The organism is Atopobium minutum 10063974, from assembly GCF_000364325.1.
GTDB classification, from domain to species: domain Bacteria; phylum Actinomycetota; class Coriobacteriia; order Coriobacteriales; family Atopobiaceae; genus Atopobium; species Atopobium minutum.
Genome location: NZ_KB822533.1, coordinates 734,850 through 750,146 on the forward strand (window position 1 = coordinate 734,850; position 15,297 = coordinate 750,146).

The window sequence follows — 15,297 nt, forward strand, 5'->3', positions numbered from 1 at the left end:
CAGAGATTTTCTTTCGAGCTAGAAGAGGATTCTTCTAGCTCGTTTTTTGGTATGGCTTAGCCTGTTGGATATGTGCAACGACGAAATACAAATCTATTTTCCATTGAGCATGTCTTATCTCTTGGGCTGAGAGATAAGACATGCTCAATTATATAAATGAATTATTTATGGATAGATGGGGACAGCTGTATTGGAGCTGAAAAAGAATTTAAAAGTGAATCAAAATTACTAACATATGTATAGTTGCAATGAGTGTATTTTTTTAATTTCGATCACAAAAAGCAGGTGGCATATGTTGTTCTTTTCGTCTAATAACAAGGATAGAGTTCCATCTCTATCCAGAGAACCTCTGCACAGCAAACAGACTTCTTCACTGGGAGACAAGCTTAAGAAAAGCCTTGCCATGTTTGTCTCAGCTCTTTTGGTGACGTCTCTTTTTCCTGCACAACCTCAACGTGCAAATGCAGTGGAAGATTCTGTCTCTAACTCTGGCATTGTCTTGTCTTTAGGCACGTATGAAAACGGACGCTTTACTGAGGGCGGAGCTACAGAATATCCCACCGATGCTCCTATTCCATTTGCAATATCTATGAATGTTGCTGACAGCATCTCCTCTATCCCAAATGCTAAGCTTGTGATTACCATTCCAAAGGCACACATCATGAAGCCTCAATTTGCAGCATCGGCAGTTGCAAAGGAATCGGTATTTACAGAAGATGCCGATAATTACTATCAGACATATACCTTTGACCAGCTTACGGGCGGCACTATTGCAACGTTTCCTACGCAAGGACTTTCTTTTTATTCAGGTAAGACTTATAAAGGAGATTCATTTACAGTAACTGCAAAGCTTACGGATGAAAAGAACATGGTACTTACTGAAGTCACGCAAACATATACAGCAAAGGTACGCGATCTTGAGTCAAGGGTACCTTATCTTTCTAGCTCTGATTACAGCGTAAAACAGGATAGTACGAAGACAACCCCGTACTACATTGTGCCTGCCTATGCAACGGGAAATGATGCCACTCACGGATCAACAGCAGCGTCGTTATATGTTGGAAATGTAGGTTCTTATTTTACTGCTGATGATATTTTTAAAGCAGGAGAAGGAAAATTTGCAATTTCTTCCCTTAGGATTATTGGTCATTTGAGTGAGGGCGCAAAATTTGCTCAATCAAATCTCAACCGCATTAGAGGTGCAAGTATATCTCCTGATGGACAAACACTTAATGTACGACTGAGCGGCAATTATTTATATCTGGGTAATGGCTTCGACGACAATCCGTATATCGATGAATCAAACCTTGAATTTGGAAAAGAAGTAAAACTCACGTGGGAATACATCGTAGATGAAGGGCTCCCTACACAAAGAACCTTAACACCTCGAGAGCTTACCTTCCTTATTCAAAAGACTGATTATAAACAAACATCTTATTTTAACACCGCGGTTACGAAAGGGGCAGGTTACTACAGTACTAATGAGGCCATTAAATCAAGCGGCAGCTTCTACTATTTTTACAACGGAAAGTATTTCTTAAAAAAATGCATATGTTATCTCATCATATATTGATCAAACGGCAGATGGTTTAATCAATACCACCTATATCATTAACTCCAATAACGGCATTTCTCCTGCGCAGCAATGGGGAGGCAAGGTCAATTACATAAAGTCAATCGCCTCAACCCTCAAAGATGAGCGCACCTATTTTAAGGGCATTCGTCTGAGCCATACAAAGACTACAGATTACGGACAACCAAATCATCTTGACGAGGATATTAACAACAGTTCAGCTACCCTGGTGGGCATTACTGCAGATGGGACTAAAGAAACTATTGCTACCAATGTGCAAGTAGGTCAATACATTGAGGTCAACGATACGGCGCGCAAGTATGTCTCGCTGCAATTTGAATTTGCAACACCCATCAAGCTTGACAATCAGGCAATTTACATCAACAACCACTTAGAGCTTACTGATACCGAGCGTGCCAAATGGGATTCTGGTGAGCGTGGCGGTGTTGAGCAGTATAGGGTGGGTGCCCAAGCAGAGTATTCCGACAATACCGACCCAGCTGTAGAGCATCCCTCAGTAATTAAGAGTCAAGAGTTTTTTGATAAGAATGCAGGTATCTGGCTTTCTGCTTTTGCTCCTGCTATTGATGAGAACGTGCCACAAAGCCAGCAAGTCGTGTATACAGCTGGTGGTACACCGTTTACTTTGCGTGTAGGTCCGACACAGTATGAAGGCAATAGTAATAGCTCTAGTCTCAATGGAAATTTCTACGGAGACATTAAGCAGGTAGATGTCAAGACCATTACTCTTCTTCCAGAGGGCTATGAATTTGAAGGGCTTAATAAAGAAGATTCATTATTTAAATATAGTGTCAGGAATACTCACATTAACCCTGACGATGTGCAGGCAAGCTTTGTAAGAAACTATAAGGGCACTGGAAAAAATGCCGTTATTGTTTCATACGGCTCAATCCCTGCCAATTTTTCGGTAACTGCACCTCTAAAGCTTCGTGCGACACTTGGCATTAAGCCTGGCGAGCAGGACGTCCCAACGTATCTTCTCTACAATAACAACGATGTCATTTATCCAGCTGGACATATCGAACTAAATGACAATAGCTACACTATTAAGCCTCGTGGCACAGTTGATACAGACTATAAAGATGAGCTTGATCTGGATGACGACGGTAATACCGATGAGTACTTCATGCAGGTTCACTCAAAGCTTAGCTTCATACCACCTCTTGAGCTTTTGTCCTATTCTCGCGTGGGTGTAGACAAACCTATCTATACAGAAACTGAAGTAGATTTAGGCAGCAAACTATTCTATGGCCTTACTATCCTTAACAATTCTGTTCAAGACTCTAGTGCGGTTTCCTTGATTGACGTTTTGCCCTATGTAGGAGACCATGCTATTGCTCCAAATGGAGAGGGTGAATATACTGCTCGTGATTCTAAGTTTGCTACACCGCTTTTAGGTGCACTTGAAGATGTCCCAGAGAACAAAGAGCTTCTCGATAGGTTTGAGATTGCCTATCAGCTTACCCCACAGGGCTCAGATCTTGCCTCTGTGCGCGACGGGCAGTGGCTTACTAAAGACCAGATACGTGATTTTTCTCAGGTTAAGTCCTTCAAGATTGTGCTTAAGCCTGGTCAGTCTTTGAAATCTAAAGAAGAGGTTACCTTCAAGATCCCTGCGATGGTTCCCTTTGACACCACGTTGGTGCAAAACAAAGAAGGCCAAGACATAAAGGCAGTAAACTCTATTGCTATTTCTGCTAACAACAAAGACTATGCTGAGTCTTTGCAGTCAGTCTCAAGACCTGTTGTCTACAAGGTATCTGGCATAGCCTTTGATGATACCAACAAAAACGGTATTCAAGATGAGGGAGAAAAGCCTCTTTCTGGTGTTAGCGTAATGCTTTTCAAAGATGGTGCCCAAGTCACTGATCATGAGGGTCAGCCGCTTAGTGCTACTACCGATGAAAACGGTTCCTATTCATTTGATGTATATACACGCTCAGATACCTATAGTGTTGAGTTTAAAGCCCCTTATGACCATCGTTTTAGTGAGGCTCACGGAGCGGGTACTAACAACGATGTCTCAACCATTAAAAATGAGACGTTTGGCACAACTACCACCTTTGCTCTTAATCCTCAAGCTACCACCCAAACCATGAATGCAGCTCTGTACTCCATACGTACTGGCAGCATTGAGGTTACCAAGACCGACTCAACTGATTCCCACACCCCTCTTAAGGGTGCAAAGTTTAAGCTTAAAGGGACTGCAACCTATGAGCTTGATGAAGAGGGAAATACCATCAGGCAAATTGGTGAGGATATAGAAAAAACGCTCACCACCGATGAGCTAGGTAAAGCGGTCTTTGACAGCCTTGTGCCTGGAACCTATACCATAACCGAGATTGAGGCCCCTGAAGGTTATGCCATCGACAACACCAAAGCTGTTGAAGCCAGTGTCTCTCTTGAAAATCCAAAGGCAACTCTGAGCTTCACGGACACTAAGATCAAAGGCACCATCACCATCACTAAGACAGGCGCGGACAACACCAAACTTGCTGGTGCTACCTTTGAGCTACGTTAAGGTGACAAGGTTGTTGCCACTCAAACCACAGATAACAACGGTGTTGCTACCTTCAAGGATGTTGTATACGGGGACTACACCGTTGTCGAGACCAAAGCACCAGAAGGCTACGTGCTGGATCAAACAGCTAAGAGCGTTAAAGTCTTAGAAAACGGCAAGACTGTAAACGTTGGTGTCACCGATGCCAAGATCAAGGGTACGGTAACCGTTACTAAGACCGATGCACAAGATCAAAGCAAGACACTTTCTGGCGCTACCTTTGAGTTGCGTCAGGGAGACAAGCTCATTGCCACCCAGACCACAGGGGACGACGGTGTTGCCACCTTCAAGGATGTTGTATATGGTGATTACACCGTAGTTGAGACCAAAGTACCAGAAGGTTATGCGCTGGATCAGACAGCTAAGGACGCTAAGGTTATCGATACTGGCAAGACTGTAAACGTTGGTGTAGCTGATGCCAAGATTAAGGGCACAGTAACCGTCACCAAGACCGATGCTGGAGATAAAGACACCAAACTTGCTGGAGCAGAGTTTGAATTGCGTCAAGGAGACAAGGTCGTTGATACTCAAATCACAGACGACAATGGTGTTGATACCTTCAAGGATGTTGTCTATGGTGAGTACACCATAGTAGAAACCAAAGCCCCAGAAGGCTATGTGCTCGACCAAAAGCCTCTAACCGTCAAAATAGAAAAAGACAAGGTACTGCTTCGCTACGAGGTAAAAAACACTGCCATACCCGCCAAACCAAAACTTGTGATAGGTATTCTTCCAAAGACAGGTGATACAACGAGCAGCATCGCTCCTATGTTGTTTGCATCTGTGGCATTTGCTGCTCTTGCGTGGACGCTTCGTCGTAAGCGCAGAGCATAAGTACCAACCATAAGTACTAGCGCAAGTAGTACAAAGCTCCACTGCCGTATCGGTAGTGGAGCTTTTCTGTGTAGCTGGCACAGTAAGGAAAGCATAAAGATTGTTGCGTCTTTGTGATACAAGCTTGCAAGGGCACAAATACGGGAAGACTAGTGCTGTACATCTGTACAAGGCATGGTAATTTGAAAGGTGGAAAACCTTATATGGTTATTGAGAACATTCAAGGTCCCCAAGATGTCAAAGATCTTCCTCAAGAAACATTGCCTACACTAGCACAAGAAATTCGCTCTGCATTACTAACCCGCGGCAGTGTGCATGGCGGTCACTTTGGCCCCAACTTCGGTTTTGTCGAGGCAACTATTGCATTGCATCGTATTTTTAATTCTCCTGTCGATAAAATCGTGTATGACGTATCGCATCAGACGTATCCGCATAAAATGCTTACCGGTCGTGTGCAGGCATATCTCGATCCGGATCACTATGATGATGTATCCGGTTACACCAATCCAAAAGAGTCAGAACATGATTTCTTTGAGGTAGGGCATACCTCTACGGCCATTAGTCTTGCGCTGGGTCTTGCTAAGGCTCGTGACCTTGCGGGAGGTAAAGAAAACATCATAGCCGTTGTTGGCGATGGCTCTTTATCTGGCGGTGAAGCACTGGAGGGCCTGAATGTAGCGGGCGAGCTTACTTCCAACTTCATCATTATTTTTAATGACAATCAGATGTCTATTGCAGAAAATCATGGTGGCATGTATGACGAGTTTACGCGCTTGCGCCAGTCACATGGTACCGATGGTCACAATATATTCCGTGCTATGGGCTTGGATTACATCTATGTAGAAGATGGCAACTCCATAGACTCTCTTCTCGAGATTTTTGAGACGGTACGTGATATTGATCATCCTATTGTGGTGCATCTCAATACTAAAAAGGGCAAAGGCTATGGCCCTGCAGAGGCAGATCCAGAGCATTGGCATTGGGCAAGCCCGTTTAACGTGGTAACGGGGGAGCAGCGCAGTTATAGCGGGGAGAGCTACAGTGCTCTGATGGGTGATCACCTAGAAAAAATTGCACAGTTTGATAAGAAATTACTGGTTGTATGTACGGCGGTGCCCGGCGTGATTGGCATGAACCCCGAGCGTCGCCGGCGTATGGGGCTTCAGTACCTAGATGTCGGCATTGCAGAAGAGACTGCTGCTGCTCTTATTTCTGGTGCAGCAACCGGTGGTGCACATCCGGTATGGGCAAGCTCTGCCACGTTTATTCAGCGTGCATATGACCAGATGTTCCAAGACATCAGTATTAACGGTAGCGCTGTTACGATTCTTGCAGCTAATGGCTCTGTTTTTGGTGGCAACGATGTTACTCACTGCGATCTCAGTTCCATTGCTATGGTATCTAGCATTCCCGGGATAAAGCACCTTGTGCCATCTAACCTAGAGGAATACTTTGCCATGGTGGATTGGTCCATCAAGCAGGATGCCGAGCCGGTATACATCACTGTTCCCGCAGGTCCGGTCGTTCATGCTCCTAAGGATCAGCAGATTCGCACTGACTACTCCCAGCTGTCTTGGGAGCTTGTGCATGAGGGCTCTCAAGTTGCTCTTATCGCAGTTGGTGACTTCTTTGGCATTGGCCAAAAAACTGTCGAGAAACTTGCGGCAGCTGGTATTGATGCCACATTGGTCAAGCTGCTCTTTGCATCGGGTCTGGATACAGCAACACTGAATGCCTTGGCTCAAACGCATGATGTGATCCTTACTATTGAAGACGGTATTGTGGATGGTGGCTTTGGTCAGCGTGTAGCGGGGTATTTGGGTACGAACAGCTCAACCAAAGTTTTGGTGCGTGGCTTTGAACGTGCGTTTTATGACCGGTTTAAGGCTTCTGACCTGCTTGAAGAGGCGCGCATTACTCCCGATAAGCTCACGGAGGATGTGCTGGCTGTTCTAAACAACTAAGCTGCTTACAGCGTTAAAAACTGCAGCGCTAAAAACGATAAAACAAAACTGGTGCCATCGTAGGATGACACCAGTTTTTATGCAGGCCTTTATCGGCAGGACTCTTAAGCAGTCCTAAGCTCAAACGACTAAAATGCAGGCAAAACGTCCTTGTCGTATGTCTTGCTGAGATAAGCCTTAAAGTCATCCGAGGTCAAGACCTCTACCAGAGCTTTGATGCGCTCATCGTCTTTTTCTGCGGGTGTTGTAACAATGTAGTTGGCGTACTGCTCAACAGCCTTACCATCAGACTGCTCTACCGCCAAAGCATCGGCAACATGGAACCCTGCCTCGATAGCGTAGTTACCGTTGATAACTGCAAAATCAACATCCTGCAGCTGACGTGAAACCGCTGCTGCCTCTACTTCTACAAACTTAATGCTGTGAGGGTTGTCTGCCACATCGCCAGGAGTTGCCTCTAGGTTGTCGGGGTCCTTAAGCGTGATAAGCCCCTCTTGAGCCAACAGTAAAAAGGCGCGTCCCTCATTGGTGGGGTCATTGGGAACAGCAATCTGAGCGCCAGAAGCAATGTCCTTGAGATCCTTAGACTTGCCTGCATAGATGCCCATGGGCTCATAGTGGATGGCAGCTACGCCCACTAAATCAGTGCCATTTTGCTTGTTGTAGTTGTTCAGATAATTGATGTGTTGGAAGTAGTTAGCATCTACCTCACCAGAGGTGGTCACCTGGTTTGGAATGATGTAGTCCGTGTATTCCTTAACCGTAAGCTCAATGTCTTTTTGTGCGAGCTTGTCCTTGGCAAACTTGTTCAGAATCTCTGCATGAGGAGAAGGGCTGGCGGCAACAGTAAGTGTCTTTTTGCTGCTGGAACCACCGCCTGCAGTACCACCAGAACAAGCGCTGAGGGCACCAGTAGCAATAAGTGCAGCGGCAGAGGCAATAAAGTTACGACGAGAAATCATGGGATACTCCTTAGGTGAGTTGGTAAACATTGGTACATGAAATAATGTGATGGGACAAACTGGGACAAACTGAACAAAAACTATTTACGATGGTCGATTTTATTAGCGATAAAATCACAGGTAGACTGAATGACTTGAACAAGTACCACCATAAAAACGATGGTTACAAACATAATGTTGTCTTCGTAGCGGTAGTAGCCGTACCTAATAGCAATGTCTCCAAGACCGCCTGCTCCTACCGCACCTGCAATGGTGGTGTAGCCCAGCACTGCAATCAAGGTGATGGAGACACCACGTACAATAGAGGGTAAGGCTTCGGGCAAAAGCGCGCTTATGACAATGCGAGGAACCGAAGCACCACAAGCAAGAGCTGCCTCAATGGCGGATTGGTCCACTTCTGCCAGGCTTTGCTCAATCATACGAGCTACAAAGGGTGTGGTAGAAAGTACCAGGGGAGGAATAACTCCCACAACTCCTGTGGCGGTGCCAACCAATGCGCGCGTCGCAGGCATAACGGCTACCAGCAAAATAATAAAAGGTATCGAGCGGCTCATATTTATAATCCACCCAAGCACAGCATTAAGTACGCGATGAGGCTTAAGGCCACCAGGCTGAGTGATGTGCAGTACAACACCAAGCACCAAGCCAAAGACATAGGCAATAGCAGTAGAAATAAACAGCATGAGGCAGGTATCTACAATGCCGTTGCCGATAAGTTCTGCGTAGGCATCAAAAAAAGAAGTGATGTTACTCATGCCAGTCCTCCACGCCTAAAAGCTGCTTTGTAATCTTGTGTGATGGATGAGCAAATACCTGCTCTACGTTGCCCTTCTCGACAATTTCACCATGGCAAAGCACTGCGACGTTGTTACAGGTGCTACGAACCACGTCCATGGAGTGCGTAATAATAATGATGGTTACTCCCGTTTCTTTATTGATGGTCTTGAGCAGATCCAAGACAGAAGCGGTGGAAGCGGGGTCCAGTGCGCTGGTTGCCTCGTCACACAAGATGTACTCCGGATTGCATGCCAAGGCTCGTGCAATGGCTACGCGCTGCTGTTGACCACCAGACAGCTGTGCGGGGTAGGCGTTTGCTTTGGAAGCGAGACCAACCCGTGCTAACAGGTCCTGTGCGGTTTGTTTGTCCTGTGCGCTTACCGTGCCCTTGCTTGCTAAAAAGGGAAAACAGACGTTGTCCAATACCGTTTTTTGAGCCAGCAAGCCAAAAGCTTGAAAAATCATGGCAACCCGACGGCGGTATTCATGCAGCTCGCGTCCCTTGAGCTTGCACACCTCAATGCCGTCTACCTCAATGGATCCAGAAGTAGGACGTTCGAGCATATTAAGGCAACGCACGAGCGTTGATTTACCAGCACCACTAATACCAATGATGCCAAAAATATCTCCGTCGCTAATGTCGAGCGAGACATCTTTAAGGGCATGCACATCGGATGCGCTTTCAAAGGTTTTAGTTAAATGAGAAATATGAATCATGTATCGGATTGCTTTCAAGGGTAGCAAGCGTGTACGACAACAAACCAAGCCGCTCCACTACCGCGTGGAGCAAGCTAACAATAACGCCCAAGCACCAAGCTTTCGCTCAAAACGATAAGGTGCTCGGGCTTGAGCATCTGCATCGGAGCAAATATCTGCGGGGAATATGTCGTAAAATTTTTCATGCGCTCTACTATAAAGAGATACATCAGCATAAACAAGCGTTAGTGTGCTAGTAATATATGCCAACGAGTTATCGGTTTTATCGATAACAAATATAGGTATGCTTTGTAAACAGTGATTAAACTTGCATATATGAGGCTCGGTGGGACCCTATATGTGGTAAAACCTGTATATACGCAACAGGAAGGTTTTCTCGTTATGCACAGGTCCAGGCTTTTGTCTGCAACCATTACTCAAACTCAGACTATGTAGGCGTCTGTCTCCTACAAGGCCGTATGTGCTCTGGACAGGCGCCCTATTTTGCTCTTACGCGTTTGCGTGGAGCGTTTTGTTTTGCGTTGATGCGAGTTTGAGAAAATCATTGAGATAAGAAGGACATATTCATGAAGGCATTGTTTAACGACGGTCACGTAGCAGAGATTAGCGAGGATGAAGAGCTGCAAGTTTTGCGTCACTCTGCTTCTCATATTTTGGCTATGGCAATAAAGCGTTTGTATCCTGAGGCAAAGTTTGGCTATGGTCCTGCTACGGATAATGGCTTTTATTACGATATTGATCTGCCGGAGGGCGTAAAGATTTCTGAGGATGATTTTCCTGCTATTGAAGATCAGATGCGCAAGATCTGCAAGGAAAACCTCAAGTTTGAAACCTACGAGCTGCCCCGCCAAGAGGCCATTGCTCACATGCAGGAGCGTGGCGAGACGTACAAGGTAGAGCACATAGATGATCTGCCCCAGGACGCTCGTATTACCTTTTACAAGCAGGGTGAGTACATAGACATGTGCGTTGGCCCTCACATTATGTATACCAAGGCTCTCAAGGCGTTTAAGCTTACGGGTGTGTCTGGTGCATACTGGAAGGGCGATAAGGACAACAAGATGCTTACGCGCATCAATGGTGTAGCGTTCCGCACCAAAGAAGAGCTTGCCCAGTATGAGGAACTTCTCGCCGAGGCAGAGAAGCGTGACCACCGCAAGATTGGTCGCGAGATGGACCTGTTTATGATGTCCGAGTCTGGTCCTGGTTTTCCCTTCTGGCTTCCCAATGGTATGCGCGTGCGCAATGCTCTTATGCAGTACTGGCAAGAGATGCAAGACGCCTATGGCTACGAGCAGGTTCAGACGCCCATTATCTTGTCCCGTACGCTGTGGGAGACCTCTGGTCACTGGGATCACTACAAGGACAACATGTACACCACCACCATTGATGACGAGGACTTTGCCATCAAGCCCATGAACTGCCCCGGTGCGTGTTTGGTGTACAAAAATCGTCCACGTAGCTATCGTGATCTGCCCCTTAAGCTTGCAGAGGCAGGTTTAGATCACCGCCATGAGCTCAAGGGTGCGCTGCACGGTCTGTTCCGCGTGCGCGAGTTTACGCAGGATGATGCCCACCTGTTTATTATGCCGGATCAGATTACCGAGCAGGTAACGGATACGGCTCACCTGATTACCGCCTACTATACTCAATTTGGTTTCCCGTATCGCATTGAGCTGTCCACCCGTCCCGAGGACTCTATGGGTTCTGATGAGGACTGGGAGCGCGCAGAGCAGGGTTTGCGTGATGCCTTGGATTCCATGGGTGTTGAATATACGGTAAATGAGGGTGACGGCGCTTTTTATGGTCCCAAGATCGACTTCCATCTGCAGGATTGTCTTGGTCGTACCTGGCAGTGCGGCACCATTCAGCTGGACTTCCAGCTGCCCGAGCGCTTTGAGCTGGAGTACACCGCATCTGATGGCTCCAAGCAGCGTCCCATCATGATCCACCGTGCCGGTTTTGGCTCCTTTGAGCGCTTTATTGGCATGCTTATTGAGCAGTATGCAGGCAAATTCCCAACCTGGCTGTCTCCTCTGCAGGTTAAGGTGCTTCCCGTTTCCGAGAAGACCCGCAGCTACGCCAATGAGGTTGCTTCCAAGCTTCGCGCTGCTGGCGTGCGTGTTAAGGTGGACAATCGCGATGAGAAGATTGGCTACAAGATCCGTGAGGCCCGCTCTCTTGACCGTGTTCCGTATATGCTCATTTTGGGTGAGAAGGAAGTCGAGGCTGGCAATATCTCTGTCCGCGATCGTTCCAATGAGACCCATCAGACATCACTTGATGAGTTTATTGCTGCTCTTAAGGAAGAGATTTCTGAGCGTCGTTAATGAATCACTTTCGCGCTTATAAAGCAGCTCCATTAGCTGTAACACAGTTCTTGCAAGCCCCCCGGCTGTGCGCCTGCACGGTTGTGGAGGGCTTGCCTCTTTGTTGTGTAGACGTGCGTTCCACCATTGCCGCGGTTCACGAGCGAGAAGAGCTTGCCTGCTATGATCTGCGGGATCTAGGTTTTGGTGCTCTTACCGGGGTACCTGCCTTGCGTTTGGGTGCCGATGTAGTTGTGGTGGCAATGCCAGATGCAGCAACGCAAGATACGGCAATGAAGGATGTGGCAACACCAGATGCAGTAACGCAAAACACCGCGCAGGCCCTCGTATTGTTGGCGGGGGAGGGCTTGGAGCTTTGTCCCCAGCTTGAAGCTGTCGGCTGTTCTCGGCTGTCCTCAGATGAGCTGAGCGTCTATCAGAATACTGCTTGCGAGCAGTGGCGTAAGCTCAGTGACGTAGCTCATATTGTTGCCTCGTACCTGCGCTGTCATCCCAAAATTGCTGAAGTACGCTGGCCTGGACTCACAACAGATCCATCGTATAAACTTGCATCACAGATCTTTGAAGCAGGTTTTGGTGCGCGTATTGATTGGCAGCTCAAGGGTTGTGAAGACTGGCATTCATTCTATGCGCAGTTGGAGGACTGGGCTTCTCAGGTACTTGAGTTTGAGCATATGCTTACAATCAATTAAATACGTATGACGATAATGACCTTCCTTTCATGGTCAACCTCAAATAAATTGACCATAATACACTAGTCAACCTGCAGGTAGATGGCTTAATTTCTTATAAAAATGGCTAAAAGTCCAACTTTTCGGTAAGCGGATTTTGTATCATTAAGAGGATAGCAATAAGCTCAAGTAAGTCACTGGATACCCTGGAGGTAAAACATGACTAAAGCACTGCCGCTCATTGATAGTGTAGATGCGCTTACCGAGCGACTCGCATCAATGCGCAAAGCGCAAGCGGAGTTTGCAACGTTTTCCCAAGAGCAAGTAGATAAGATTTTTTACGAGGCCTCTCTTGCGGCAAACAAGGCTCGTATTCCTCTTGCTAAGCTTGCGGTAGAGGAAACCGGCATGGGCATTGTGGAAGATAAGGTTATTAAGAACCACTATGCTTCTGAGTACATCTATAACAAATACAAGAACATGAAAACCTGTGGGGTCATTGAGGATGACCCTGCTTTTGGTTACAAGAAGGTAGCGGAACCTCTGGGTGTTGTGGCAGCGGTTATTCCTACTACCAACCCAACCTCTACCGCTATCTTTAAGGCGCTTATCTGTCTTAAAACACGTAATGCTATTTTGATTTCTCCTCATCCTCGTGCTAAAGGCTGCACCATTGCCGCTGCCAAGATTGTGCGCGAGGCTGCAGAGACGGCCGGTGCACCCAAGGGCATTATTGACTGGATTGATGTTCCTTCTCTTGAGCTTACGAACACCCTTATGAGCTCGGCAGATATGATTTTGGCAACAGGTGGCCCTGGTATGGTTGCTGCGGCATACTCTTCTGGCAAGCCTGCTTTGGGTGTAGGACCTGGCAACACGCCCGCTATTATCGATAGCACAGCAGACATCAAACTGGCTGTAAACTCCATCATTCACTCTAAGACCTTCGATAACGGTATGATCTGTGCTTCCGAGCAGTCCGTTACCATCGTGGAGGACGTCTACGACGAGGCAAAGGCTGAGTTTAAGCGTCGTGGTTGCTACTTCCTTAAGGGTGCTGAGCTGGATAAGGTCCGCAAGACCGTTATTATCAACGGCGGCGTAAACGCTAAGATTGTTGGTCAGTCCGCATATACCATTGCTCAGATTGCTGGGGTAGAGGTACCCAAGTCCACCAAGATCTTGATCGGTGAGGTAACTTCCGTTGATCCTTCCGAGGAAATGGCCCATGAGAAGCTCTCTCCTGTTTTAGGCATGTATAAGGCTAAGAGTTTTGATGATGCGCTTGCCAAGGCAGAGCGCCTGGTAGCAGATGGTGGCTATGGTCACACCTCTTCGCTGTACGTAAACGTCAATGAGGCCGAGAAGCTCGAGAAGCACCGCAATGCCATGAAGACCTGCCGTATTCTTATCAATACGCCATCGTCTCAGGGCGGTATTGGTGACCTCTACAACTTTATGATGCCTCCTTCACTTACGCTGGGCTGCGGCTCCTGGGGCGGTAACTCCGTTTCTGGCAATGTTGGCCCTCAGCACTTGCTCAACATCAAGTCCGTTGCAGAGAGGCGTGAGAACATGCTGTGGCTTCGTACTCCCGAGAAGGTCTACTTCAAGAAGGGCTGCATGCCCGTTGCACTGCAGGAGCTTAAGGACGTCTACAACAAGAAGCGCTGCTTCATTGTTACCGATCAGTTCCTCTACACCAGTGGCTTTACCAAGAAGGTAGAGGAGTCTTTGGATGCCATGGGCATTGTACACTCCAGCTTCTGGTCCATTTCTCCTGACCCCAAGCTGCAAGATGCTCTCAAGGGTCTTGAGCTGCTTAAGGCCTTTGAGCCCGACTGCATTATCGCCATTGGTGGCGGCTCTGCTATGGACGCTGGCAAGATCATGTGGTCCATGTACGAAAACCCCGAGGAGAAGTTTGAGGATATGTCCATGGACTTTATGGACATCCGCAAGCGTGTATACCAGTTCCCCAAGATGGGCAAGAAGGCATTCTTTGTAGCTATCCCCACAAGCTCTGGTACCGGTTCCGAGGTAACGCCGTTTGCCATCATTACCGATGCAGAGACGGGCGTAAAATGGCCCATTACGGACTACGAGCTCATGCCCAACATGGCAATCGTAGATACTGATAACATGATGAGCCAGCCCAAGGGCCTAACCGCAGCATCTGGTGTTGATGTTCTTACGCACTGCCTTGAGTCTTTTGTCTCTGTTATGGCTTCTGACTATACCGATGGCATGGCTTTGCGCGGCATGAAGCTGGTCTTTGAGTACCTACCGCGCGCATACGATAACCCCAATGATGTTGAGGCCCGCGATCACATGGCCAATGCTTCTTGCTTGGGCGGTCTTGCCTTTGCAAACGCCTTCTTGGGTGTAAACCACTCCATGGCTCACAAGCTGGGTGCTTTCCACCACATTCCTCATGGTCTGGCCAATGCGGTAATCTTGCCACGCGTTATGCGCTACAACTCTGCTGAGCGCCCCGCTAAGATGGGCACCTTCCCTCAGTATGACCACCCCAAGACTCTGGCTCGCTATGCTGAGGCCGCACGCTTCTGTGGCGTAACTGGCAAGGATGACCAGGAGGTCTTTGAGAAGTTCATAGAGAAGATCTATGACCTGTTTGATCATGTAGGTGTTAAGCGCACCATTGCCGAGTACAACGTAGATGAGAAGTACTTCCTTGATACCCTGGATGACATGGCAGAGCAGGCATTTAATGATCAGTGCACCGGCGCCAATCCCCGATATCCTTTGATTTCTGAGATCGCCAGCCTGTATATGGATGCATACTATGGTCGCGAAGCAACTACGTACGAGGACTAATTGGTTTAGGGTTTTAGTGTATAAGTATTTCTTCTAAGTAAGGATGTGCC

At 47.3% G+C, this 15,297-nt stretch carries 10 protein-coding genes and 1 pseudogene; 8 read left to right on the forward strand and 3 right to left on the reverse strand.

Features of this window, described 5'->3' with window-relative positions:
• Positions 1-292: 292 nt before the first annotated feature.
• From HMPREF1091_RS03430 to HMPREF1091_RS03445, 5 genes and pseudogenes are all read left to right on the forward strand, one after another.
• Positions 293-1,573 (forward strand): hypothetical protein, encoded by a 1,281-nt coding sequence (locus HMPREF1091_RS03430; RefSeq protein ID WP_002563439.1) that lies wholly within the window; start codon positions 293-295, stop codon positions 1,571-1,573.
• Positions 1,574-1,802: 229 nt separating this feature from the next.
• On the forward strand, positions 1,803-4,115 hold the full coding sequence (locus HMPREF1091_RS03435; RefSeq protein ID WP_002563440.1) for an MSCRAMM family protein: 2,313 nt from the start codon (positions 1,803-1,805) through the stop codon (positions 4,113-4,115).
• An 18-nt stretch (positions 4,116-4,133) separates the two neighbouring features.
• A pseudogene (locus HMPREF1091_RS03440) lies at positions 4,134-4,835 on the forward strand (SpaA isopeptide-forming pilin-related protein); the annotation flags it as partial.
• Between the two features lie 36 nt (positions 4,836-4,871).
• Positions 4,872-4,988 (forward strand): LPXTG cell wall anchor domain-containing protein, encoded by a 117-nt coding sequence (locus HMPREF1091_RS08510; RefSeq protein WP_255345459.1) that lies wholly within the window; start codon positions 4,872-4,874, stop codon positions 4,986-4,988.
• Positions 4,989-5,191: 203 nt separating this feature from the next.
• Positions 5,192-6,952, forward strand: a complete 1,761-nt coding sequence (locus HMPREF1091_RS03445) for a 1-deoxy-D-xylulose-5-phosphate synthase (protein WP_002563442.1) — start codon at positions 5,192-5,194, stop codon at positions 6,950-6,952.
• Positions 6,953-7,080: 128 nt separating this feature from the next.
• Here the strand turns inward: HMPREF1091_RS03445 and HMPREF1091_RS03450 are convergent, their stop codons facing one another.
• The 3 genes from HMPREF1091_RS03450 to HMPREF1091_RS03460 all read right to left on the reverse strand — a co-directional run bounded on the left by HMPREF1091_RS03450 (position 7,081) and on the right by HMPREF1091_RS03460 (position 9,408).
• Positions 7,081-7,914 carry a MetQ/NlpA family ABC transporter substrate-binding protein gene (locus HMPREF1091_RS03450; protein WP_002563443.1) on the reverse strand — a complete coding sequence of 278 codons (834 nt, stop codon included), beginning with the start codon at positions 7,912-7,914 and terminating at the stop codon, positions 7,081-7,083.
• Between the two features lie 80 nt (positions 7,915-7,994).
• The gene (locus HMPREF1091_RS03455; RefSeq protein WP_002563444.1) at positions 7,995-8,669 is read right to left on the reverse strand and encodes a methionine ABC transporter permease; all 675 of its coding nucleotides are present in this window, start codon (positions 8,667-8,669) and stop codon (positions 7,995-7,997) included.
• The gene (locus HMPREF1091_RS03460) at positions 8,662-9,408 is read right to left on the reverse strand and encodes a methionine ABC transporter ATP-binding protein (protein WP_002563445.1); all 747 of its coding nucleotides are present in this window, start codon (positions 9,406-9,408) and stop codon (positions 8,662-8,664) included. Before HMPREF1091_RS03460 ends, HMPREF1091_RS03455 begins: the two co-directional genes overlap by 8 nt.
• Before the next feature lie 566 nt (positions 9,409-9,974).
• On the opposite strand from HMPREF1091_RS03460, the gene thrS reads away from it, so the two are divergent.
• From thrS to adhE, 3 genes are all read left to right on the forward strand, one after another.
• Positions 9,975-11,738: a threonine--tRNA ligase gene (thrS, locus tag HMPREF1091_RS03465; protein ID WP_002563446.1), complete on the forward strand. Its 1,764-nt coding sequence runs from the start codon at positions 9,975-9,977 to the stop codon at positions 11,736-11,738.
• Entirely contained in the window at positions 11,738-12,430 is a 693-nt protein-coding gene (locus tag HMPREF1091_RS03470) for a PLP-dependent transferase (RefSeq protein ID WP_002563447.1), read from the forward strand. The genes thrS and HMPREF1091_RS03470 overlap by 1 nt, the downstream gene beginning before the upstream one ends.
• A gap of 198 nt (positions 12,431-12,628) precedes the next feature.
• Positions 12,629-15,247, forward strand: a complete 2,619-nt coding sequence (gene adhE, locus HMPREF1091_RS03475; protein ID WP_002563448.1) for a bifunctional acetaldehyde-CoA/alcohol dehydrogenase — start codon at positions 12,629-12,631, stop codon at positions 15,245-15,247.
• Positions 15,248-15,297 lie beyond the last annotated feature (50 nt).